Origin of the sequence: Streptomyces sp. SID11385 (assembly GCF_010548245.1) — a bacterium.
Classification (GTDB): Bacteria; Actinomycetota; Actinomycetes; order Streptomycetales; family Streptomycetaceae; genus Streptomyces.
Map to the genome: position 1 here is coordinate 1 of NZ_JAAGLR010001086.1, position 22,507 is coordinate 22,507.

At 71.3% G+C, this 22,507-nt stretch carries 16 protein-coding genes; 10 read left to right on the plus strand and 6 right to left on the minus strand.

Annotation, left to right across the window (positions count from 1 at the left end; genetic code table 11):
• From G3I42_RS33165 to G3I42_RS33185, 5 genes are all read left to right on the plus strand, one after another.
• Positions 1-1,109, plus strand: a 1,109-nt coding sequence (locus G3I42_RS33165; RefSeq protein ID WP_164291375.1) for a zinc-binding alcohol dehydrogenase family protein, incomplete at its 5' end; no start/stop codon positions are given.
• Complete coding sequence (locus G3I42_RS33170) at positions 1,106-2,710, plus strand: bifunctional 3-(3-hydroxy-phenyl)propionate/3-hydroxycinnamic acid hydroxylase (RefSeq protein WP_164291376.1); 1,605 nt, start codon at positions 1,106-1,108, stop codon at positions 2,708-2,710. The genes G3I42_RS33165 and G3I42_RS33170, both read left to right, overlap by 4 nt.
• A gap of 190 nt (positions 2,711-2,900) precedes the next feature.
• On the plus strand, positions 2,901-4,181 hold the full coding sequence (locus tag G3I42_RS33175) for an MFS transporter (RefSeq protein ID WP_164291377.1): 1,281 nt from the start codon (positions 2,901-2,903) through the stop codon (positions 4,179-4,181).
• Positions 4,178-5,320, plus strand: a complete 1,143-nt coding sequence (locus G3I42_RS33180; RefSeq protein ID WP_275405318.1) for a DUF3500 domain-containing protein — start codon at positions 4,178-4,180, stop codon at positions 5,318-5,320. Before G3I42_RS33175 ends, G3I42_RS33180 begins: the two co-directional genes overlap by 4 nt.
• Before the next feature lie 69 nt (positions 5,321-5,389).
• Positions 5,390-6,307, plus strand: a complete 918-nt coding sequence (locus G3I42_RS33185) for a fumarylacetoacetate hydrolase family protein (protein WP_164291379.1) — start codon at positions 5,390-5,392, stop codon at positions 6,305-6,307.
• A gap of 104 nt (positions 6,308-6,411) precedes the next feature.
• Here the strand turns inward: G3I42_RS33185 and meaB are convergent, their stop codons facing one another.
• Genes meaB through G3I42_RS33200 form a run of 3 tightly spaced genes read right to left on the minus strand, consistent with a single transcriptional unit; the run spans position 6,412 to position 11,425 of the window.
• A complete protein-coding gene (gene meaB / locus G3I42_RS33190) occupies positions 6,412-7,401 on the minus strand; it encodes a methylmalonyl Co-A mutase-associated GTPase MeaB (RefSeq protein WP_164291380.1) in 990 nt (329 codons plus the stop codon).
• Positions 7,402-7,406: 5 nt separating this feature from the next.
• Positions 7,407-9,620: a methylmalonyl-CoA mutase gene (scpA, locus tag G3I42_RS33195; protein ID WP_164291381.1), complete on the minus strand. Its 2,214-nt coding sequence runs from the start codon at positions 9,618-9,620 to the stop codon at positions 7,407-7,409.
• Complete coding sequence (locus tag G3I42_RS33200; protein ID WP_164291382.1) at positions 9,620-11,425, minus strand: methylmalonyl-CoA mutase family protein; 1,806 nt, start codon at positions 11,423-11,425, stop codon at positions 9,620-9,622. Before G3I42_RS33200 ends, scpA begins: the two co-directional genes overlap by 1 nt.
• A 501-nt stretch (positions 11,426-11,926) precedes the next feature.
• Between G3I42_RS33200 and G3I42_RS33205 the strand changes: the two genes are divergently transcribed.
• Positions 11,927-12,655: a GntR family transcriptional regulator gene (locus G3I42_RS33205; protein ID WP_164291383.1), complete on the plus strand. Its 729-nt coding sequence runs from the start codon at positions 11,927-11,929 to the stop codon at positions 12,653-12,655.
• Between the two features lie 144 nt (positions 12,656-12,799).
• On the opposite strand, the gene acs is transcribed toward G3I42_RS33205, so the two are convergent.
• Positions 12,800-14,782, minus strand: a complete 1,983-nt coding sequence (gene acs / locus G3I42_RS33210; protein ID WP_164291384.1) for an acetate--CoA ligase — start codon at positions 14,780-14,782, stop codon at positions 12,800-12,802.
• Between the two features lie 14 nt (positions 14,783-14,796).
• The gene (locus G3I42_RS33215; protein ID WP_164291385.1) at positions 14,797-15,492 is read right to left on the minus strand and encodes a hypothetical protein; all 696 of its coding nucleotides are present in this window, start codon (positions 15,490-15,492) and stop codon (positions 14,797-14,799) included.
• A 115-nt stretch (positions 15,493-15,607) separates the two neighbouring features.
• Between G3I42_RS33215 and G3I42_RS33220 the strand changes: the two genes are divergently transcribed.
• Positions 15,608-16,258, plus strand: coding sequence for a TetR/AcrR family transcriptional regulator (locus G3I42_RS33220; RefSeq protein WP_239096842.1), 651 nt, complete (start codon positions 15,608-15,610; stop codon positions 16,256-16,258).
• A gap of 95 nt (positions 16,259-16,353) precedes the next feature.
• On the opposite strand, the gene mce is transcribed toward G3I42_RS33220, so the two are convergent.
• Positions 16,354-16,818, minus strand: a complete 465-nt coding sequence (gene mce, locus G3I42_RS33225) for a methylmalonyl-CoA epimerase (protein WP_164291387.1) — start codon at positions 16,816-16,818, stop codon at positions 16,354-16,356.
• A gap of 242 nt (positions 16,819-17,060) precedes the next feature.
• Between mce and G3I42_RS33230 the strand changes: the two genes are divergently transcribed.
• The 3 genes from G3I42_RS33230 (at position 17,061) to G3I42_RS33240 (ending at position 22,382) form a co-directional block, all read left to right on the plus strand.
• Positions 17,061-18,185, plus strand: a complete 1,125-nt coding sequence (locus tag G3I42_RS33230; protein WP_164291388.1) for an alpha/beta hydrolase — start codon at positions 17,061-17,063, stop codon at positions 18,183-18,185.
• A gap of 138 nt (positions 18,186-18,323) precedes the next feature.
• The gene (locus G3I42_RS33235) at positions 18,324-19,526 is read left to right on the plus strand and encodes a PucR family transcriptional regulator (protein WP_164291389.1); all 1,203 of its coding nucleotides are present in this window, start codon (positions 18,324-18,326) and stop codon (positions 19,524-19,526) included.
• 1,116 nt (positions 19,527-20,642) lie between these two features.
• Positions 20,643-22,382 carry a ricin-type beta-trefoil lectin domain protein gene (locus tag G3I42_RS33240; protein ID WP_164291390.1) on the plus strand — a complete coding sequence of 580 codons (1,740 nt, stop codon included), beginning with the start codon at positions 20,643-20,645 and terminating at the stop codon, positions 22,380-22,382.
• Positions 22,383-22,507 lie beyond the last annotated feature (125 nt).

The following is a 22,507-nucleotide window of genomic DNA, read 5'->3' on the forward strand; positions in this document are numbered from 1 at the left end:
CGCACCCGCGGGTCAGGGCGGCGATCGTCGAGGCTCCGGGCGCGCGCCCCCGCCTGGGCTCGATCGTGCTGCCCCCGAGGACGCCCGGCACCACCCTGCTGTCGGTGGTGGCGGCACCGCTGAACCCGCTGGATCTGGCCATCGCCGCCGGGACGTTCCACTCCGTACGGCATGAGGCGCCCTACGTCCCGGGCAGCGAGTGCGTGGGCGTCGTCCTCGACTCCGACCGCCACGCACCCGGTTCCCTCGTCTACGCCGAGTGCCACGCGGCGCCGGCCACCCCGGGGGCGCTGGCGGCCCGCGCGCTCGTCGCCGACGAGGACCTGCTGCCCCTGCCCGACGGCCTCGACCCGGTGCGGGCCGCGGCCGTCGGGAACTCGGGCACGGCGGCGTACCTGCCGCTGATCGAGGAGGCCGGGCTGCGAGAAGGCGAGACGGTGCTGGTACTGGGAGCCAGCGGCGCGGTCGGACAGCTCGCCGTCCAGGTGGCGCGCCGGTGCGGCGCGGGCCGGGTGGTCGGGGTCGGCCGCGACCGGGCCGCTCTGGACCACGTACAGCGTCTCGGCGCGGACGCCGTGGTCGCCCTGCGCCCCGACGAGGACGAAGAGGCACTGACAGCGCGGCTCCTGGCCGCCGCCGGACCCGTCGACGTCGTCCTCGACGGGCTGTACGGGGCACCGCTGGAGGCGGCGCTCGGGGCGTGCGCGCCAGGCGCCCGGCTGGTGAACATCGGCCATGCCGCCGGTGCGAGCGCCCGCATACCGGCCGGAGTGCTGCGCGGCAGGCGACTCGTCCTGTCGGGCTTCGCCGGCCTCCACACCCCGCTGCGGGACAAGGCGAGGGCACTGCACTGGTTGTGGGCCGCCCTCTCCCGGGGCGAGCTGCGGGTCGCGGTCCACACCTTCCCGCTCGGTGATCTGCCCGCCGTGTGGCGGACGCAAGCGCGCTCACCGCACGCCAAGTGCGTCGCCCTTCCCCAGGACACCCGCCTCCCCGCCCACTCCCCGATCACTGCGGAGCAGCCGCCCATGACCCGTACACCGTCCCCGTCATCCCCCGCGCCCACCCGCCGTCCCGGCGCCACCGGCCCGCGGGAGCTGGACGCATGACGATCCCACCGGGGCTGCGGGCCCACGCCCCCCTCCGGCCCACGGTCGACTGCGTGGTCGTCGGCGGCGGCCCCGTGGGCCTGCTGACCGCGCTCTTCCTCGGGCAGTCCGGCCTCCGCGTGTCCGTCGTGGAGCGTCAGCCCAGGCGGTACCCGCTGCCCCGCGCGTGCACCATCGACCACGAGGCGCTGCGCATCCTCCAGGCCGCCGGCGTCATGACCGACCACGCCGACCTCTTCGAACCGTCCCAGGGCGAACGGGGCGGCTACGAGTTCCGCAACGGCAAGGGCGAACTCCTCCAGGCCATCGACTGGAACAGAGCCGCGGAGTCGGGCTGGGCCAACACCAACGGCTTCCACCAGCCCGACCTGGAGGCGGTACTGGAGGAGCTGGCGCTCGCCACGCCCGGCGTGACCCTCCACCGCGGATGGTCCTTCCACGGCCTGACCCAGGACGACACGGGAGTGACCGCCCACGTCGCTCCCACCGAAGAGCCGGGCGCGCTCTCGCACCTCCGCTCGCGCTGGCTGATCGGCGCCGACGGCGCCCGCAGCGCGGTCCGCACCCACCTGGGCATCGACGTCGGCGACTCGGGGTTCGAGGCCGACTGGCTGGTGGTGGACTACCAGCCGCTGGCCGAGGAGAAGTGGAGCGCCTTCGTCACCCAGTACTGCGATCCCGAGCAGCCCGCGACCGCCGTCAACAGCGGCCCGGGACGACGGCGGTTCGAGTTCATGCGCCGCACCGACACGACCGTCGAGGAACTGGGACGCGACAGCACGGCCTGGCGCCTCATGGCCCCCTGGGGCGTCACCGAGAAGACGGCCCGGCTGGAACGGCACGCCGTCTACACCTTCCGGGGCCAGTGGGCGCGGAGCTGGCGCAGCGGGAACGTCTTCCTCGCGGGGGACGCGGCTCACCTGATGCCGCCCTTCCTCGGACAGGGACTCTGCGCCGGGCTGCGGGACGCGAGAGCGCTCACCTGGCGCCTGGGCATGGTCCACCGGGGAACGGCCGCGCCGGAGGTGCTGGACACCTACGGTCCCGAACGCATGGGACACGTCCGCACGATCATCGACGAGGCGGTCGCCGCGGGCCGTGTCATCTGCGAGCTCGACGCGGACCGCGCCGCCGCGCGGGACACCGAGATGAAGAGGCGGTCCTCGGCTCCGGAGGCGATCACGCGGGAGCCCCCGCACCCGCGCCTGGGCCACCCGTCCCTGACGGCCGGGCACGGGGAGGCGACGGGGCGGCTCGCCCCGCAGGCGCGCGTCGAAGAGGCGGGTCGCGAGGGCCTGTTCGACGACATCGCCGGCGGCGGCTGGCAGCTGATCAGCGGCGCGGGAGACCCCGCCGCGCTCCTGGGCGAGGACGACGCCGCCTGGTTCCGCGCGATCGGCGGCGTCACCGCCGACGTGTCGGGCGAGGGCTCCGTCCACGAACTCGACGGGACCTACGCCCGATGGTTCGCGCGCCACGCGTGCACGGCGTTCCTCGCCCGGCCCGACTTCTACGTGTTCGCGGCCGGCGCGCACGAGGACATCCCCGCCTTCGTCGCCCGCCTGCGCCGCGCGCTCCGTCCGCGAACCGACGACGGGTGACGGGCACCCCACGGACGGCAGGCCACCGACCCGGGCCCGCGAACCGCTTCGCCAACTGAGATCCATGGTTCGAACCGCAGGGCGGCCGGGGTGACGCACGCCCGCGCACCTCCCCGCGCCGCGTCGGCGGCCCGATGCCGGGCGCCGACCGGGAGAGGTGTCTCCACGAGGGGATCAAGGAGGATTCCGCATGACCACGGACACGACCGCAACGCTCGTCCAGGCAAGCGAAAAGCCGTCCGACACCGACCAGGAGGCGAAAGGCTGGCGGACGGCCATAGCGTCCGCGCTCGGCCTCACCGTGGGGCCCAGCGTGCTCACCGTCATGTCGTTCGGCGCGTTCATCGCCCCGCTGCACCGGGAGTTCGGCTGGAGCGTGTCCGCCATCGGCCGGGCCGCGTCCGTCCTCAGCATCACCGTCATGATCATCTCGCCCTTGCAGGGCTACCTGGTCGACCGGTACGGCGGGCGCCGCGTCATCCTGTGGAGCTCCCCGGTCTTCGGGCTCTCCCTCATGGCGATGTACTTCCTGCCCGGCCGGCTCTCCGTGTTCTACCTCGCCTGGGCCCTCGTCCCCCTCTGCGGCCTCGGCCTGTGGCCCGTCTCCTACCTCCGCCTGACGGCCGGCTGGTTCGAGCGCAGGCTCGGGCTCGCGCTGGGGATCGCCAACGCGGGCATCGGCGTCGGCACCGTACTCGTCCCCCTCCTCACCGCCTGGCTGATCGGCGCCTTCGGCTGGCGGACGGCCTTCCTCGGCCTGGGCGCGGTCGCGCTCCTCGCCTTCCCCGTCGCGTTCTTCCACCTCACCGAACCGACCCCGCGCGCCACACAGGTGCGCACGGGCGGCGACACGTTGAAGGTCTCGGCGATAAGACGGCCGTTCTGGCTCATCCTGGGCGCGTTCCTCCTGCTCGGCCTGGTCGGCTCCTCGATCACCGTCTACCAGATTCCGCTGCTCCTCGACGCCGGGGTCCCCGAGCACATCGCCGACCTGCTGCCGGTCGCGCTCGGGCTCGCGCTCATCGTGGCCAGGATCGCGACCGGCTGGCTCCTGGACCGCTTCCCCGCCTCCGTGGTCATGTCCTGCAACCTCGCCGGCGGTCTCGTCGCCGTGCTGCTCTTCGCGGCGGGGCCGAACGTGGCGACGGGGATCATCGCCGCGGCCCTCGCCGGACTGCTGATCGGTTCCGAGTTCGACGTCCTCAGCTTCCTCGTCCCACGCCACTTCGGACGCATGGCCTACGGCAAGATCTACGGATTCGCGTTCTCGGCGTTCCAGATCGGCGGGGCCGTCGCCTCCTCGGCCGTGAGCGCGAGCCGGGAGAGCTACGGCTCGTACACCCCGGCGATGCTCACCCTGGCCGTCGTGTGCGTGGTCTGCGCCGCGCTCTTCCTGTGCCTCGGTCCCTACCGCTACGACACGGCCCCCGGGCAGGCCACCCACCGCCAAGAAAGGCAAGCAACACGATGACGGCAACGCCGAACACCCCGCACGGTGGTGAACTTCCGTCGGCACACCAACCGCGGCCCGACGGGTCGTTCGACGCGACGGCGGTCACCTTCGCGGCGATGGGACTCTTCGACAGCCTCGACGCGCAGCAGCGCGCCCGCGTGCTGCTGCCGCACACGGACCCCGGAAGGACGCACTGGAACTTCCTCCCCGAGTCCGGCCGGCACGGCCTCCCCCTCGGCGAACTCGACCGCCGCCAGGAGGTCCTGGCGCACCGGCTGATCGCCGAGTCGATGTCGATCCCCGCCTACGCCCGCGTGGTCCAGGTGATGGCCAACGAGCACGTGCTGCGGGAACTCAACCTGCCGGTGTTCGGCCACGTGGCCGCCACCCTGCGCGACGCGCGGGGCTACTTCCTCACCTTCTTCGGCCAGCCCCAGCCGGACACCACGTGGGGCTGGCGGCTGGTCGGCCACCACCTGTCGCTCAACATCAGCGTCGTCGACGGTGACGTGGTCAGCGCGACCCCCTTCCTGCTCGGCGCCGAACCGGCCCGCTTCGGACCGTTCCGCATCCTGGGCGAGGAGGAGGACACCGCCTTCGCCCTGCTGGACAGCCTCACCGGCGCGCAGCGGAAGCAGGCGGTCATCCACGACAAGCCGCCCGCCGACTTCGTCACCCGCACCGTGGAGCGCGTCGGCGACGTCGAGTACCCCGCGCACCACGGCGTCGGCCGCCGCGACGCGATGATCACCGACGAGGACCGCAAGGCGCTGGCCTACTTCCGCGAGCACGCCCGCGGCATCCGGGCCGGGGACCTCTCGCCCACCGTCCAGCGCGGGTACTTCCAGGACCTGCTGGCCCGGTTCGTCGAGCGCGCCCGCCCGGGGCTGGTCGGTTTCGAGATGGACCGCATCGCGGCCGCTGGCGGCGTGGACAACCTGCACTTCGCCTGGGCCGGGGGGACCTCCCTCGACGCACCGCACTACTTCCGGATCCAGGGCCCCGTCACGCTCATCGAGTTCGACAACGCCGAGGACGACGGCAACCACGTGCACAGCGTCTGGCGGGACCCCTCCAACGACTTCGGCGCCGACCTGCTGATGCGCCACCACCTGGAGCACGACCACACCGGCTCCCGCGCGGACGACGCCGTCTGACCGGCGCCACACATCGCGTGGAAAACGGTCCTCTGGGCAGAGCCCGAGGGGACCAGGAAAGGAAAACACATGAGGATCGTGGGCATCAGGCGACCGCACGCCGGCTCCGGCGTGGACGTCGCGGCCCTGTCCGCACAGGACCACGAAGTCACCGTCATCGCCCCCCTCGAAGACTTCTGGGCCGACCCGTCGGGCCACCTGTCCCGGCCGCCCGCAGGCCCGGTGCTCCCCGCCACCTCGGTCGAACGGGTCCCCCCGGTGCTCCCCGGCGCCCGCGTCATCTGCGTCGGGCTGAACTACCTCCAGCACGCCGCCGAGGGCAGCTACCAGGATGTGGAACTGCCGCCCTTCCCCACGCTGTTCGCACGATGGACCCCGTCCCTGACCGTGGACGGGGCCGAGGTCCCCGTGCCCTCGAACGAAGAGGGCCTCGACTGGGAGGGCGAGGTCCTCGCCTGGGTCGGCGCCCCGCTCGTCGACGCCTCTCCCGAGGAAGCCCTGGCCGCGGTGGTCGGCTACTCCGCGTTCAACGACCTCACGTCGCGCAGGGCCCAGAAGCTGACCTCCCAGTGGACCCTGGGCAAGAACGGCGACCGGTCCGGACCGGTCGGCCCCATGGTGCCCGCCGCGGAGGTCGGCGACCTCCGGCAGGGGCTGCGACTGCGGACGCGGGTCAACGGCGAGACCATGCAGGACGCCCGTACGGACCAGATGATCTACCCCGTCGGCGAGACGCTCTCCCTGATCTCGCACACCGTGTCACTGCGCCCCGGTGATCTCCTCGCGACCGGCACCCCGGCCGGGGTCGGCTACGCCAGGAAACCCCCTCGGCTGCTCCAGCCGGGGGACACGGTCGAGGTGGAGGTGGAACGTCTCGGCGTGGTGCGCAACACGGTGGTGGACAACCAGCACCGCTCCCTCCTGGAAGCGCGCTCGCCCGAGCCGGGGCACGAGGAGGCCGAGGCCGTGCTGCCGCGGGGGCACTGAGGCGGCGGGGCGCCACCCCCGGGCGGGTGCGGTCCCTTACCGCGCCCGCCCGCCCCGCCCCACGGCCACTGCCGCACCCGCCCCGCCCTGCCGGGGCAGGAGCCCTACGACGCGCCGTCCCGGCCCAGGGCCGCCAGGATCTGCTCGGCCGCGAGCGTCGCGGTCACCTCGCCGCCCCGCACCCGCTGTTCGAGACCAGGAGCGAGCGCGCGGACGGCCGGGTCGGAGTCGAGCCGGCCGAGGATCTCGGCGCGGACCGTCGCCCACATCCAGTCGACCTGCTGCCCACGGCGCTTGGCGGCGAGGCGTCCGGTGGAGCCGAGAAGCGCGCGGTGCTGTTCGAGGCGCTCCCAGACGGTGTCCAGACCGGACGATTCCAGGGCGCTGCAACTGAGCACGGGCGGCGTCCAGGCGGCCTCGGCGGAGTGCATCAGCCGCAGCGCCGCCGCCAGTTCCCGCGCCGCCGCGCGCGCGTCCCGCTCGTGCGGTCCGTCCGCCTTGTTGACGGCGATGACGTCCGCCAGCTCCACGACCCCCTTCTTGATGCCCTGCAACTGGTCACCGGTACGGGCGAGGGTCAGCAGCAGGAAGGAGTCGACCATGTGCGCGACGGCTGTCTCGGACTGGCCGACGCCGACCGTCTCCACGAGAACGACGTCGTACCCGGCGGCCTCCATCACCACGATCGACTCGCGGGTCGCCTTGGCGACCCCGCCGAGCGTGCCGGCGGTGGGGGAGGGGCGGACGAAGGCCGCGGGGTCGACGGCCAGGCGTTCCATGCGCGTCTTGTCGCCGAGGATCGAGCCACCGGTGCGGCTGGAGGACGGGTCCACCGCCAGGACCGCCACGCGGTGCCCGAGCGAGGTGAGGCGGGAACCGAAGGCGTCGACGAAGGTCGACTTGCCCACCCCCGGCACCCCGCTGACGCCGATCCGGCGGGAGTGCCCGCTGTGCGGCAGCAGCGCGGTGAGCAGTCTCTGCGCGAGCGCCCGGTGATCGGGGCGGGCGGACTCGACGAGCGTCAGAGCGCGCCCCACCACCGCCCGCTCCGCGCCGAGTACGCCCTTCACGTAGGTGTCCAGGTCGATGCCCATGCCGGTCAGAGGGCGTGCCGGCGATCGGCGGGCCGCAGTTCCCCGTGGCCGAGGGCCTCGGCCAGCCGCTGTACCAGGTCGCGGGCGGCGACGGGGATGACCGTCCCCGGAGGGAAGACGGCGGCGGCGCCCATCTCCAGGAGGGCGGGCACGTCCTGGGGCGGGATCACCCCGCCGACCACGATCATGATGTCCTCCCTGCCCTGTGCCGCGAGCCGCTCGCGCAGCGTGGGGACGAGCGTGAGGTGACCGGCGGCCAGTGAGGACACCCCCACCACGTGCACGTCGGCCTCGACGGCCTGGCGGGCGACCTCGTCGGGCGTCTGGAACAGCGGGCCGACGTCCACGTCGAAGCCGAGGTCGGCGAAGGCCATGGCGATCACCTTCTGGCCGCGGTCGTGACCGTCCTGCCCCATCTTGGCCACCAGGATGCGGGGGCGACGGCCTTCCGCCTTCTCGAACGCCGCCACCAGCGCGCGCGTGCCTTCGACCACGGGGGAGTCGCCGGCCTCGCCGCGGTAGACACCGGAGAGGGTGCGGATGCGGCTCGCGTGGCGCCCGTACACCTTCTCCAGCGCGCCGGTGATCTCCCCGACGGTGGCCCTCGCGCGCGCCGCGTCGACGGCGCGTTCCAGCAGGTTGTCCGTTCCCCCGGCGGCGCGGGTCAGGGCGTCGAGGGCGTCCTGGCAGGCGCCTTCGTCGCGCTCGTCCCGCAGCAGGCGGAGCTTCTCGATCTGCTGGGCGCGGACGGCGGTGTTGTCGACGGAGCGGACACCGATCGGCTCGTCGTTCTCGACGCGGTACTTGTTGACGCCGATGACGGGCTGGCGGCCGGAGTCGATCCGGGCCTGCGTGCGCGCCGCGGCCTCCTCCACCCGCAGCTTGGGGATGCCGGCGTCGATGGCCCGCGCCATGCCGCCCGCCTCCTCCACCTCCTCGATGTGCCGCCAGGCCCGGCGCGCCAGGTCGTACGTCAGCCGCTCGACGTAGGCGCTGCCGCCCCACGGGTCGATCACCCGGGTGGTGCCGGACTCCTGCTGGAGCAGCAGCTGGGTGTTGCGGGCGATGCGCGCGGAGAAGTCGGTGGGCAGCGCGAGCGCCTCGTCGAGGGCGTTGGTGTGCAGGGACTGCGTATGCCCCTGCGTCGCCGCCATCGCCTCCACACACGTACGGGTCACGTTGTTGAACACGTCCTGCGCCGTGAGCGACCAGCCCGAGGTCTGCGCGTGGGTGCGCAGCGAGAGGGACTTGGGGTTCTTCGGGTGGAACGTACGCACCAGCTTGGCCCACAGCAGACGCGCGGCCCGCAGTTTCGCGATCTCCATGTAGAAGTTCATGCCGATCGCCCAGAAGAAGGAGAGCCGCGGGGCGAACGCGTCCACGTCCATCCCCGCCGCCTGCCCGGCCCGGAGGTACTCCACCCCGTCCGCGAGGGTGTAGGCCAGCTCCAGATCGGCCGTCGCCCCGGCCTCCTGGATGTGGTACCCGGAGATGGAGATGGAGTTGTAGCGCGGCATGCGCCGCGAGGTGAAGGCGAAGATGTCGGAGATGATCCGCATCGACGGCTTCGGGGGGTAGATGTAGGTGTTGCGGACCATGAACTCCTTGAGGATGTCGTTCTGGATGGTCCCGGCCAGTTTCTCCGGCGGTACCCCCTGTTCCTCGGCGGCCACGATGTAGAGCGCCAGTACGGGCAGCACCGCGCCGTTCATCGTCATGGAGACGCTCATCCTGTCGAGCGGGATGCCGTCGAAGAGCTGCCGCATGTCGTACAGCGAGTCGATCGCCACGCCCGCCATGCCGACGTCACCGGTCACGCGCGGGTGGTCGCTGTCGTAGCCGCGGTGCGTGGGCAGGTCGAAGGCGACGGAGAGCCCCTTCTGACCGGCCGCCAGGTTGCGCCGGTAGAAGGCGTTGGACTCCTCGGCGGTGGAGAAGCCCGCGTACTGGCGGACGGTCCAGGGCTGGTTGACGTACATGGTCGGGTACGGCCCCCGCAGGTACGGAGCGATGCCCGGGTAGCCGCCGAGGAAATCGAGGCCCTGCGTGTCCCGCCCGGTGTAGAGCGGTTCGACGGGGATGCCCTCGGGGGTCTCCCAGCGCGGATCGTGGCCGTCGGCGACCTGTTCGAGCGCGTCGCGCCACTGCGCGCCGGTGGCGGTGGGCTTCGGTGTGCCGAGGGCTATCCCGGAGAAGTCGGGGACGCCGGTGGTCGTCATCAGGACACTCCCATGCGGTCGAGGGCGGCGGACAGGGTCGCGATCGCGTCGCAGCCGGCGAAGACGTAGGTGTCGACTCCCGCGTACCGCCCGGGGCGGCCGGCGCAGAACACGTGCGTGGCGCCCGCCGCCCTCAGGTCCCGGACCGCGGCGGCGGCCTGTTCCTCGTACGTGGCGTCGTCGGCGCACAGGCAGACCTCGGTGGCGCCGCTGTCCCCGAAGGACTCGCCCGTCGCCGCTTCGATGCCGCCGGCCCCGAACAGGTTCTGGGCGAACGACAGCCGCGCGGAGTGGGCGGCCGGGGGACCGAGGGGCGCCAGGAACACCCGCGGCCGGGCGCCGGCCGACGCGAGATGGCGGTCCGAGCGGGCGCGCAACACCTCGTACGCCTCGTCGCGACGCACACGCGGCAGTCCGCCGGCCGGGACGGGTGGTGCCGCCTCGCGGTTCGGCAGATCTTCGGAGAGGTGCGGGAACTCGCTCACACCGGTCACAGGCTCGCGGCGCTCGGCCAGTTTCGCGCGGCGCGCGGCCCAGGTGGTGGCCAGGGCGTCAGGCAGGCGCCCGGACCGCAGGGCGGCCGGCTGACCGCCCGACGCTTCGATCCACTGGAAGAACTCCCATCCCGCGTGGGCGAGTTCGTCGGTGAGCCGCTCCACGTACCAGGAGCCGCCCGCCGGGTCGATGACGCGGGAGACATGGGACTCCTCGATCAGGATCGTCGAGGTGTTGCGGGCGATCCGGCGGGCGAACGCGTCGGGCAGCCCGAGCGCGTGGTCGAAGGGGAGGACGGTGACGGCGTCGGCGCCGCCGACCCCCGCCGCCAGCGTCGCGAGCGTCGTGCGCGGCATGTTCACCCACGGGTCGCGGCGGGACATCATCACCGGCGAGGTCACCGCGTGCTGGACCTGCCCGTCGACGGCGCCGCACACCTCGGTCACCCGCGCCCACAAGCGCCGTGCGGCCCGCAGTTTGGCGATGGTCAGGAACTGGTCCGCCGTGGCGGCGTAGCGGAACTCCAGCTGGGCGACCGCCTGCCGGGCGCTCAGCCCGGCACCGGTCAGCTCCCTGAGGTAGCTGACCGCGGTGGCCAGGGAGGCGCCCAGCTCCTGCGCCGCCGAGCCGCCGGCCTCGTGGTACGGCAGCGCGTCCACCGTCAGGGCCCGCAGGCCGGGCCACTCCCGCGCACACCGACGGGCCAGGGCGGCGGCCTCCGCGAAGGCGAGGCCCTTGTCGCCGGTACGGGCCTCGAAGCCCAGCGGGTCGGCCCCCAGGTTCCCGCGCGCCGCCGTACCAGGGATGCCACGCTCCTCGTACAGGCGCAGCAACTCCCGTGCCGCAGTCCCCGTTTCGCCTCCCGCGTCGAGGACGACGGGTGCCAGACCGAGGAGGACGCGGTCGAGGACCGTGCTCAGGGAAGCGACCGGGATCGCCTGCGGGCCCACCACCAGCCAGAGTGACGTGGCCCCGTTCTCCAGGTCCGTCAGGACGGCCTCGTCGTCGGCGACCAGGTGCCGCTGTCGTACGTCCCAGCCGCCGAGGGCGTTGCCTTCGGCGCGGCTGCCCCGCACGAAGGGGGGAAAGCCCGGGAGCCCGGGGTCGGGGGCGGTGTCCCGCGCGGTGTACAGCGGGCGGGTGCGGAGTCCGTCCTCCAGCGGGGTGGCCAGGGCGTCCTCCGGTGCCGCGTCCGGGACTTCCCTGCCCGTTCCGCGCAGGACGCCTGCCACCAGGCTCTGCCACTGTTCAGGGGTCGGCTCTTCGAACTCGGCGGCCAGCGGGAGCCCTTCGTGGGGCAGCGCCGTCATGACCGGGTGCTCCGCTGCGGGAGGGGTGTCGGCACGATCGTGTCACTCGATTCTGGCTGGGCGGACGAGCGGTCGTTCGCGGGCGGTCGAGGGCGGTGACGCGGCAGAACGTGGCGGGGACGGGCCGCCGGCCGCGTTTTCGTTCGCGGGTCGCCGCGCGAGGGGCGCGGGGCACCGGACGACCGCGGGGTGGCCGTACGCGCACCGCGCACCGCCTGGGGAGGAGCGGGGCGGTCGCGGGTCTCACTGTAGGAGGCCCGGCAAAAATGTCAACACTTTGCGGTGCGCCGCTCGCGTGCCGCCTGTCGTCGCCCCCGGGGTGACGCCTCCCCGCAGGTCTGGAGGTCCGGTGCTCCGGGCCGCGCGGCCGTGCCATGGATCGCCTGTACCTTCAAAGTGTCGGCAGAACGGTGGCGCAGTCGGCTACGGTTGTCCTGGCAGGACGTCCGGACGGTACTGGTGCATCCGGCCGTCGGAGGAATCGGGCGAAAGGCCGGCAGAATGCCAGCACAGTCAGTCGAGGTGGCGGGCGAGGTCACGCACCCCGATGAGGTGAGCAGAGCGCACCACGCGCTGCGGCGCGCGATCATGCGGGGCGAACTGCGCGCCGGCGACAGGTTGTCGCAGGTCGAGCTGGCCCGGCAACTCGGGGTGAGCCGAGGTCCCTTGCGCGAAGCGCTCAGAATTTTGCAGCGTGAGGGCTTCGTCCAGCAGGAGTCACAACACCGCGCGCGCGTGACGGCGTTCAGCGACGAGGACCTCGACGAGCTCTACGCCATGCGCATCAGCCTGGAAGCGCTCGCGATCGGCATCGCGGTCCCGCGCATGGACGAGGACCACTTCCAGCGGCTCGACCAGTTGCTCCAGGACATGGACGAGAAGGCGCGCACCGGAGACGTCGAGCAGTGGGAGTGCCCGCACGAGCAGTTCCATCGCACCCTGGTCCACCCGTCGGGGCCGCGCCTCGAACGGGAGATCGCGCTGCTGTCGGACCATGCCACGCGCTACCGGCTGTCCTTCGTCTCGTGGAATCCGCTCCAGTGGCAGGCGGACACGAGCGCCCAGCACCACACGATCGCGGAGGCGGCGAAGTCGGGGGACGCGAGTGCCGCCGCCCGCGCCCTGGCGACGCACCTGGGGCGCACCGCTCTCGTGGTCCTGTCGATCGCCTCACCGACGTACGAGCCCGTACGCATCCGCCGGGCCCTCGCCGCCGCGTGCGGGCAGTAGCGGCTCGCGGCGCCGGGGGCCGGACGGGCGCGGTTGTTTCCTGCCGGGTGTCGCGGGAGGGGCGCAGCCCGTTTCCCGCGGACGGGTTGCCCGCCGGTGGGTCCCCCGTGGGCGGGTTCCTCGCGGGCGGGTGACGGCGGAGCGTCAGTCCTCGTCGGCCGCGACGGGCGCGCCGGTCCGGATCAGGTCCATCACGGACGCGTCGGTGAGGGTGGTGACGTCGCCCGGCTCGCGGTTCTCGGCGACGTCGCGCAGCAGGCGCCGCATGATCTTCCCGGAACGCGTCTTGGGCAGTTCGGAGACGACGAGAACCCGCTGCGGTTTGGAGATCGGGCCGAGTACGCTTCCCACGTGAGCGCGCAGTGCGTCGGCCAGGCCGGCGGACTCGGCGGCCGTGTCGCGCAGGATCACGAACGCCACGATCGCCTGCCCGGTGGTCGCGTCGGCGGCGCCGACGACTGCGGCCTCGGCGACCTGGGGGTGCGAGACGAGCGCGGATTCCACCTCGGCGGTGGAGATGTTGTGGCCCGAGACCAGCATGACGTCGTCGACCCGGCCGAGCAGCCGGATGTCGCCGTCGGCATCCTTCCTGGCACCGTCACCGGCGAAGTAGCGGCCCGGGAAACGCGACCAGTACGTCTCCACGTAGCGCTGGTCGTCGCGCCAGATCGTGCGCAGCATCGAGGGCCACGGCTCCGTCACCACCAGATAGCCGTCGGCGCCGTTCGGCACCTCCCCGGCCTCGTCGTCGACCACGGTCGCCGAGATGCCCGGCAGCGGGGTCTGCGCCGAGCCCGGCTTGGCCGAGGTGACTCCCGGCAGGGGACTGATCATCATGGCGCCGGTCTCGGTCTGCCACCACGTGTCCACGACCGGCGTCCGGCCTGCGCCGATGTGTTCCCGGTACCAGATCCACGCCTCGGGGTTGATGGGTTCGCCGACGCTGCCCAGCACGCGCAGGCTGCTCAGGTCGTACGCCGCGGGGATGTCGTCGCCCCACTTCATGAACGTACGGATGGCGGTGGGCGCGGTGTACAGGAGCGACACACCGTACTTCTGGACAATCTCCCAGAACCTGCCCCGGTGCGGCGTGTCCGGTGTGCCCTCGTAGAGCACCTGGGTGGCGCCGTTGAGCAGCGGCCCGTACGTGATGTAGGAGTGCCCGGTGATCCACCCGATGTCGGCCGTGCACCAGTAGACGTCCGTCTCCGGCTTGAGGTCGAACACCGCGTGATGGGTGTAGCCGACCTGTGTGAGGTAGCCGCCGGAGGTGTGCAGGATGCCCTTGGGCTTCCCCGTGGTGCCGGAGGTGTAGAGGATGAACAGCGGGTGCTCGGCGCCGAAGGGCTCGGGGCTGTGCTCGGCGGGCTGCCGGCCGGTGATCTCGTGCCACCACACGTCGCGGCCCTCGGTCCACGCCACGTCCTGGCCGGTGCGACGCACCACCACGACGTGCTCGACCTCGGGGGTACGGGCCAGGGCCTCGTCGACCGCGGGCTTGAGGGCGGACGGCTTGCCGCGCCGGTAGCCGCCGTCCGCCGTGATGACGAGCTTGGCCTCGGCGTCACTGATCCGGGAGGCCACGGCGTCGGCCGAGAAGCCGCCGAAGACGACGGAGTGAGGTGCGCCGATCCGCGCGCAGGCCAGCATCGCCACGACGGCCTCGGGGATCATCGGCAGGTAGATCGCGACCCGGTCGCCCGCGACGACCCCGAGTTCGGTCAGCGCGTGGGCGGCCCTGCTGACCTCGTCCTTCAGTTCGGCGTAGCTGATCGCCCTGCTGTCGCCCGGCTCCCCCTCGAAGTGCAGGGCGATCCGGTCGCCGTGCCCGGCCTCGACGTGGCGATCGACGCAGTTGTACGCGACGTTCAGCTCACCGTCCGCGAACCACTTCGCGAACGGCGGCCGCGACCAGTCCAGCGTCTGGACCGGCTCGGTCGCCCACGTGAGCCGCCGGGCCTGCTCGGCCCAGAAACCCAGCCGGTCGGCGCGGGCCCGCTCGTACGCCTCGGCCGTGACGTTCGCGTGCGCCGCGAGAGCGGCGCCGGGAGCGAAACGGCGCTCTTCGTTCGCCCGGTCCGTCGACGCGCGGCTCCCGGCCGTCGCGTCGTCCCCTGATGCGGACATGTTCATCTCCTTGCTCAGCCCCGCGCGGCCGCGGCGGTGACGATCCAGTTCCTGAACTCCACCGCGTAGTGCCGCAGGTGGTGCTCCAGCACGTCGTCCGGACAGGTGACAGGGAAGTAGACCGTGAGGTTCGCCGTGAAGCCGTCGGCTGTGTCGCCGAACTGGATGAGCGCCCGCCCGATGACGGTCCCGTCGGCCAGGAAGAGGTTCGAGGACATCTTGCGCGGGAAGTCCGCCTCCGGCAGCAGCTCCTCCGCGGTGGCGGCCCACGCCATCTCGTCGGTTCCCCAGCCGCCCATGTAGAACGAGCTGACGTGGGGGCCTATGTTCTCCACGACGCGCGCGCCGATGTCGTCGGTGCCCATGACGTAGTGCTCGGGGTGGGCGGCGAGAAGCGGCTTCTCGTCACCGCCGGAGAAGGCCCCGTCCATCCAGGCGAGAAACGCGGAGGAGCTGATTCCCCGGGCCGTGAGCACCGTCGTGCCGCCCTTGAACCGGCCCTCGGAGGTGCGCGCGCACTCGCGCAGGAAGGCGTTGCCCTCCTCGATGTCCGCGGCCAGGAGGTCGAGCAGGCCCTGGCGCCCCAGCCGTGTCCGGAACCTCTCCAGTGCGCGGCGGGCGTAGAACAGCTCGAAGTCGTCGATGGTGCCCTCGGCGGGGCCGGACGTGAGCGTGACGGTGACCGCCGGGGTGGTGTGGATGTCGGTCATGGCGACTACCCTCCTCGTGGGATGCGAATGTGAATTCGAGTTCGCATAAGCGTTGCAGGGGAGTACACCACCTGCCGGAGAAGTTGTCGAGACCCCCGCCGGTACCATGCGGGACATGACCGAGGAGCCGAGCCGCCCGACGCCCTACCGGGAACCCCGGCAGGCGCGCAGCGCCGCGACTCTCGCCCGCGTGTTGCGGGCGGCCGAGGAGATCGTCTCCCGGTCCGGCCTGGACGAGCTGACGATCACCGGCGTCGCCGAACGGGCGGGCGTGTCGGTCGGTACGATCTACCGCCGCTTCGAGGACAAGGAACAGCTGGTCAGCGCGTTGACCGAGCGGATGCTGGAGCGCCGCGAGCACTACATGGCCGAGCAGCTGAGCGCCGCCGCGCCCTCGTTGTCCGGCGTCGTCGACGTCTACGCGCGTGCACTGCTGGAGTCCTTCGCCGACGGCAACGGTCTCTTCCCCGAACTGTTGCGCGCGCGGGGCGCCGATTCCCTGGACCGCGGCGGCCGCACCATCACCGAGATACACCGGCTCCTGCTCGAAGCCGCCGCCCCCTACACCGCGCAGATCCGCCGGTCCCCCGCGGCGGGAGCGCTCGACACGGTGGCTCGTGCCGTCCTGGGCGCCTGCTTCCACAACTCGGTGCGCCCCGACCCGGTGACGGGCGAGGAGGGCAGGCGCAGGTACGCGAACGAACTCAGCGACATGGCGATGACCTACCTCCTCACTCCGGGGCGCGGTCAGACCGACCAGGGCTGAGACGGGGGTTTGACCGGCATCGGCACAGGCGACGAGCGTGCCGGTGCCGGCGCGGCACCCCCCGCCCCTGATCGCGGCCTCGGTACGGACAGCTCTCAGGAGTGCTGAGAGGCGGCGGGTTCCACCAGCTCCACGAGGACACCGCCCGCGTCCTTGGGGTGGACGAAGTTGATGCGGGAATCCGCCGTGCCGCGCCGGGGGGCGTCGTAGAGCAGTCGCATTCCCTGGGCGCGCAGCCGGTCGCTCGCTGCCTCGACATCCGCCACGGTGTAGGCGAGTTGCTGGAGTCCCGGCCCGTTCCTGTCCAGGAAGCGGGCGATGGGGGAGTCGGGGCTCATGGGCGCGAGCAACTGGATACGGGTGCCGGAGGTGTCTCCGTCCACGGCGAGCATGGCCTCGCGCGTGCCCTGTTCCTCGTTCTCCTCGCGGTGCACACAGCGCAGGCCGAAGTGGTGCGCGTAAAAGCTGATGGCTTCGTCGAGGTCGGCCACAGCGACCCCTACGTGGTCGATGCGCAGGAGGCCGAGAGGGCCCGGTGAGGTGAGGGGATCGGCATTCATATGACGGAGCGTAGCAAGCGAAAGTGCTTGCGGGTTCGGGGAGTTGTGCCCTGCCGTGTTGTCGGCTTGACAAGCCTGGAACCTCGTTCCAGGATGGCTCTGGAATGAGGTTCCAGTGGAGATGGCCCGGTCGGACGCAGCGGGCCACGCGACGGGACGGGCCGGAGTCGGCGCCCGTCCGCCTTCGCGGGGCGACCGGAACCAGCGCCGCTTCATCGCATCTCAGAGGAGCAGACGGAAACATGATTCGCCGCAGCAGCACACGCGCCAAGATGCGTCTGGGGGCCCTCGGCGGCCTGATACCGGCCGCCCTCGCCCTGTCGGCGATCGCCCCGGCCGAAGCCTCGGCCCACTCGCTCGAAAGCCACCCCCTCGCGCACGCACACGCGAACGCCACCTGCGTCGAGACCCAGGTGCCGGTCACCGTGCCGGGCATCAAGGGCGCCCACATGTACGGGCAGTTGTGCACACCACGCCACCACGGCGCCCACAGCGGGACCGTGAACCTGCTGGTCCCCGGTGCCTCCTACGACCACACCTACTTCGACTTCCCGCTCCGCCCCGGCACGTACTCCTACGTCACGAAGGCGCTCGACGCCGGCTACTCGACCTTCGCCGTCGACAGGATCGGAACGGGCAAGAGCACGATCCCGCCCAGCAGCCTCGACACAGTCGTGAACCAGACCGAAGCGGTCCACCAGGTGATCACCGACCTGCGCGCGGGCAGGATCGGGCACCGCGCGTTCAAGCAGGTCGTATGGGTCGGTCACTCCCTCGGCTCGGAGATGGCCTGGTACGAGGCCCAGAAGCACCGTGACGTGGACGCGTTCGTGCTGACCGGCCTGCGCCACGTCGGCGGGGAGGCGCCCGGTGATTCCGCGGGCGACGAGCCGCCGGGCGGCTTCGTTCGCGCCATGGACGATCCCGCGTTCCAGGGCAGGATCACCGATCCCGGATACTGGACGACCGGTCCGGGCACGCGGCAGTTCGGCTTCTACTACGCCCCCAACGCGGAGCAGTCCGTCATCGACAAGGACGAGAGCCTCAAGGATCTGACGAACAAGTGGGAACTCGGGGAGTTCGCCACGATCGCCCTGCCCGCGGACCGGTCGCCGTCCCGCGCGATCACCGTGCCGACCCTCATCGCCTTCGGGGACCAGGACATCAGCTACGGCTGCGCCGCGACCAGCGGCACCGCGTGCACGCCGACGGCCGTCAAGGCGCTGGAGAAGCCCTTCTACCCCAAGGCGAAGCTCGATGTGATGATCGTGCCCGACAGTGGTCACGACATCCAGCTGCACAAGAACGCGCCACAGACCGATGCCGACATCCTCGGCTGGATCGGGAACGCGACCCGGTCCCACTGACCACCGCGTCCTTCCCCCGCGCGGCGGGACGCGACCGTCCCGCCGCGCGCGGCCGTGGCCGCGGGCCCCGATCGGGGCGGAAACGGTTGGCGCGCCAACCGTGTTCCCCGTAGTGGCAGTCGAATATAGGCTGCGGCCATGGAGTCCGAGACCTCGACAACTTGGCCCGCATTTCGGCGTATGCCCGATCTCACCTCGCTGGAAGACCACACGCTTTCCGCTGTGGTGGCCGCTGTCGACCGTCTGCGCACTTTGCAGGACGATTTCGCGGACGGATTCCTCGTGCTCGCCCGCCGCCACCTGCCGAGCTATGAGGTGCTGTCGGACGATGACATCCGGGTGTCCGCGCGTGAGTTCATGGACATCATGGTCTCGGAGGTTTCCTCTCTGCGGGTCCCCGAGGGTGCGCTGCGAGAAAGGCTGTCGGGTTATGCCCGCGAGCGCACCGTTCGCGGAATTCCACTCGGCGACCTCTCCCTCGGGTACAAACTGGGTTCCCGGGTGATGCTCGCTCTCCTGGACGAAGTCGCGGCGGAAGTGGCGTTACCCCCGGACTTCCTGCTCACCGTCCACGACAGCACCTGGGAGTTCGCCAACGAGGCGTCCACCATATTCGCCCGCATCCAGCGAGAGATCGTGCTGGAGCGGGCCTACTTCGACGAGGAACGACGCTCCGCCTTCGTGGCCGGTGTGCTCGGCGGCACCCTCTCCCCGGAACAGATCAACCATGACGCGCCGGTCTTCGGCCTCAGTCGTCAATCCACCTATGTCGCGTTGGCCGCGACGGCGGTCTCCGCCGATGGCGCCGACTCGGTCCGCCGGAGCATCGCCTCGGCGGTGCACGTCCCGGCGGACAGGGTGCTGTCGGCGCAGGTCGGGGCCGCGCTCGGGTTCATCGTGCCGCGAGCGCCTGAATCCTGCGGCGATCGCCTGGTCGCCGTCGGGCCGCCGCTTCCGCTCGATCAACTGGCCTACGGGTACGAGGAAGCGGTGCTGACACTGGAGACCGGACGAAGGTTCGCCATGACCGGCGTGCTGCGCCTCGCTGATGTGGGACCGCGACCACTCGTGCTCTGTGATTCCCGCACGGCCGACGGCCTCTCCGCCCGTCATATGGCCGCGCTCGACGGCGCGGGACGCTCGCGCGCCGAAATCGAGGAGACCGTCCGCGCGTATCTCGAATGCGACAGGGATGTGGGGAAGGTCGCGCGACTCCTCGCGGTCCACCCGAATACGGCCCGGTACCGGGTGAACCGGTTCCAGCAGCTCACCGCACTGGATTTGCGGCGTACCGAGGATCTGGTGACCTCGTGGTGGCTGCTGAACCGGCGACGCACCTGAAAGGGCTACCGCGGCCGTTGGAGGCGGAAGCGGAAAGGCAGGTCGGTATTCAATTGCTCCGCCCTGCCCACAAATTCCGCGAAAACGCGAAAACGCGAAAACGCGAAAACGCGAAAACGCGAAAACGCGAAAACGCGAAAACGCGAAAACGCGGAGACGAGCAGGCGAGCGGTGCGCCTCGCTCCTGCCGTCCCGTCTCATCGTTGATCCGCGCGGGGGAATGGGGAACGTATCAAGAACCGGCCCCTCGTTGCCGGCGAGGGCAAAGGGGTGTACTCGGTGCTTTGTCTCTGTGGTTACGGGAATCGGATGAGGCGAGCCCTATAGGCGCTGACGGGCGGCGCCTGCTAGTGACGTCGTGTGAGAACGAGGTATGCCCAGGGCTCCACCTCCTCCTCCACCACCGGCCGGAACCCGTCCCCGCGTCCGACGCCCGCGTGATTCAAACAGAAGCCACCAAGTTGCAACACCTCCGATCGCGAGTCGAGTTCTACGCCCTGACTGGCGAGACGTCTATGTTCGCGGCCACAGGCGACGTTGGAATATCGGCGAGGGGCGGCCTGGGTGCCTCACGATGCAGCGGTGCGGACGCGGTGACGGCGGTCGAAAGATCCGTATTCGGTGAATTTTCTGCCGGTTCCCTCGCCTGGAAAGGGCGCGCTCGCGCCGGAGGCTGGTACGGCCCTGTGAAGGGCTCCGGGTCCCCTCTCCGGATGCGTCTCGCCGGATGTCCCTCAGCCCGGGGCTTTCTGTTTACTTCTGTGCGAACCGTTGACACTCGATCGAACCCGCGCTGACACTGAGCGCCGTGCCTCGTCGGGTGGAAGGCGCCGTCCCCCCAACTCCCCGGCACTGTCAGCAGCGAGCGATGTGGTGATCGCCGCGGCCCGCGAACCGACGCCGCGGCCCTCTCTTCCGGGCGGAGCGGCGGCCTGTGGAACGCGGTCTCGCCGGTGGTCGCGGTTGCCCGCCCGTACGCCCATGGCATCCGCGCACGGGCGGGCGCGTCCACCAAGCCCCGGCCGCGCGATGCGAACCGTTCCCGCGGCGGACCCCCCACCCGCACCTCACACGCGTACCCGGACAACGACGCGTACCCGCACCCCTGGAGGACACATGAGATCCCGGTGGAAGGCGCTGGCCCTGACAGCCGCCCTGAGCGCGGCGCTGCTGGCGCCCGAGGCGACGATGTCCACGGCCGCCGCCTCGGACAACGGCCTCGCGACGAAGCCGTTGATGGGCTGGAGCGGTTGGGGCTTCCTGCAACGGGACCCCACCGCCGCCAAGTTCAAGGCCCAGGTGGACGCCCTCGCGTCCAGCGGCTTGAAGGACCTCGGCTACACCTACGCGAACATGGACGACTTCTGGTACAAGTGCCCGGGCAGCCAGGGCCCCGACGTCGACTCCAACGGCCGCTGGGTGACGGATGAATCACTGTTCCCGGGCAGCGGTTCCAGGGACGGGATGCAGGTCCTCGCGGACTACGTGCACGGCAAGGGGATGAAGTTCGGCCTGTACGTGACGCCGGGCATCTCCGCGCAGGCGGTGGCCGCGAAGTCGAGGATCAAGGGGACCTCGTACACCGCGGACCAGATCGCCACGACGAGCAGCGCGAGCAACTTCAACTGCAAGGGCATGCGCGCCATCGACTTCGGCAAGCCCGGCGCGCAGGAGTTCATCGACTCCTGGGCCCAGCAGTTCGCCGACTGGGGGGTGGACTACCTGAAGCTGGACGGCGTCGGCCCGTCCAAGACGGCCGACGTCACGGCGTGGTCCAAGGCACTGGACAAGACCGGCCGGCCGATCGCCCTGAACCTGTCCGCCAGCCTCTCCGCCTCCAGCACATGGTCGCCCCTGGCCAACTCCTGGCGCATCGACGGCGACATCGGCGCCAGCCCGAGGGGGTACAGCTTCCCGCTCACCAGCTGGGCCAACGTCTCGAAGCGGTTCGACGACGCCGCCAAGTACCAGCCGTACGCCGGGAAGGGGGGCTGGAACGACCTCGACTCCTTCGGCGTCGGCAACGGTGAGAACGACGGCCTCACTCCACCGCAGCGGCAGACGAACATGGCGCTGTGGGCACTGGCGAGCTCGCAGTACATGCTGGGTGCCGACCTGACGAACCTCGACCCCGGCGACAAGGAGCTGCTGGCCAGCAAGCGGCTCATCGCGATCGACCAGGACGGCATTCCGGCCTCCCGGGTGATCAAGAATGGCGACGAGCAGGTCTTCGCCAAACGCGAGGCGAACGGCACTTGGTACATCGGCGTGTTCAACACCGACACGACCTCCAGCCACACCTTCAGCCTCCCGCTCGCCCAGCTCGGGCTCAGCGGTTCCGCGAAAATCACCGACATGATCAACAACGACAAGCCGCTCGGCACGGTGAGCACCTACACCACCAGCGTGGCCGCCGGTGGGGTGGCCCTCATCTCCGCCGTTCCGACTTCCGGGACGGGTGGCACCGGAGCGCTCGTCAGCGCCGACTCCGGCAAGTGCGTCGACACGGACGGCGGGAACAGCTACCTACCCGGCACCAAGGAGCAGATCTGGGACTGCAACGGCGGCTTCAACCAGATGATCACGCCGACCTCCACCGGTGAGCTGCGCACGATGGGCGCCACCGAGTGCCTCGACGTCTACGAGAACGGCACCACCCCGGGAACCAAGGTCTCGCAGTGGAACTGCCACGGCGGCTCGTCCCAGAAGTGGACCGTGAAGAGCGACGGCACCATCGTCGCCCAGCACTCCGGCCTCTGCCTGGACGTGGTGGGCGCGAGGACCGGGAACGGCACCGGCCTCCAGCTGTGGACCTGCAACGGCGGCGCCAACCAGAAGTGGTCGTGGGACCACTGATTCCGGCCCTCCCTGGGTGACGCGAGTCCCAGTGCCCGCGCCTGCCGGCCGGTCCGGCAGGCGCGGGCCGCCCGCCGAGCCGTACCGGCCGCCGCGCCCGCGCCCGCTCCTGCAAGGCGTGAGCG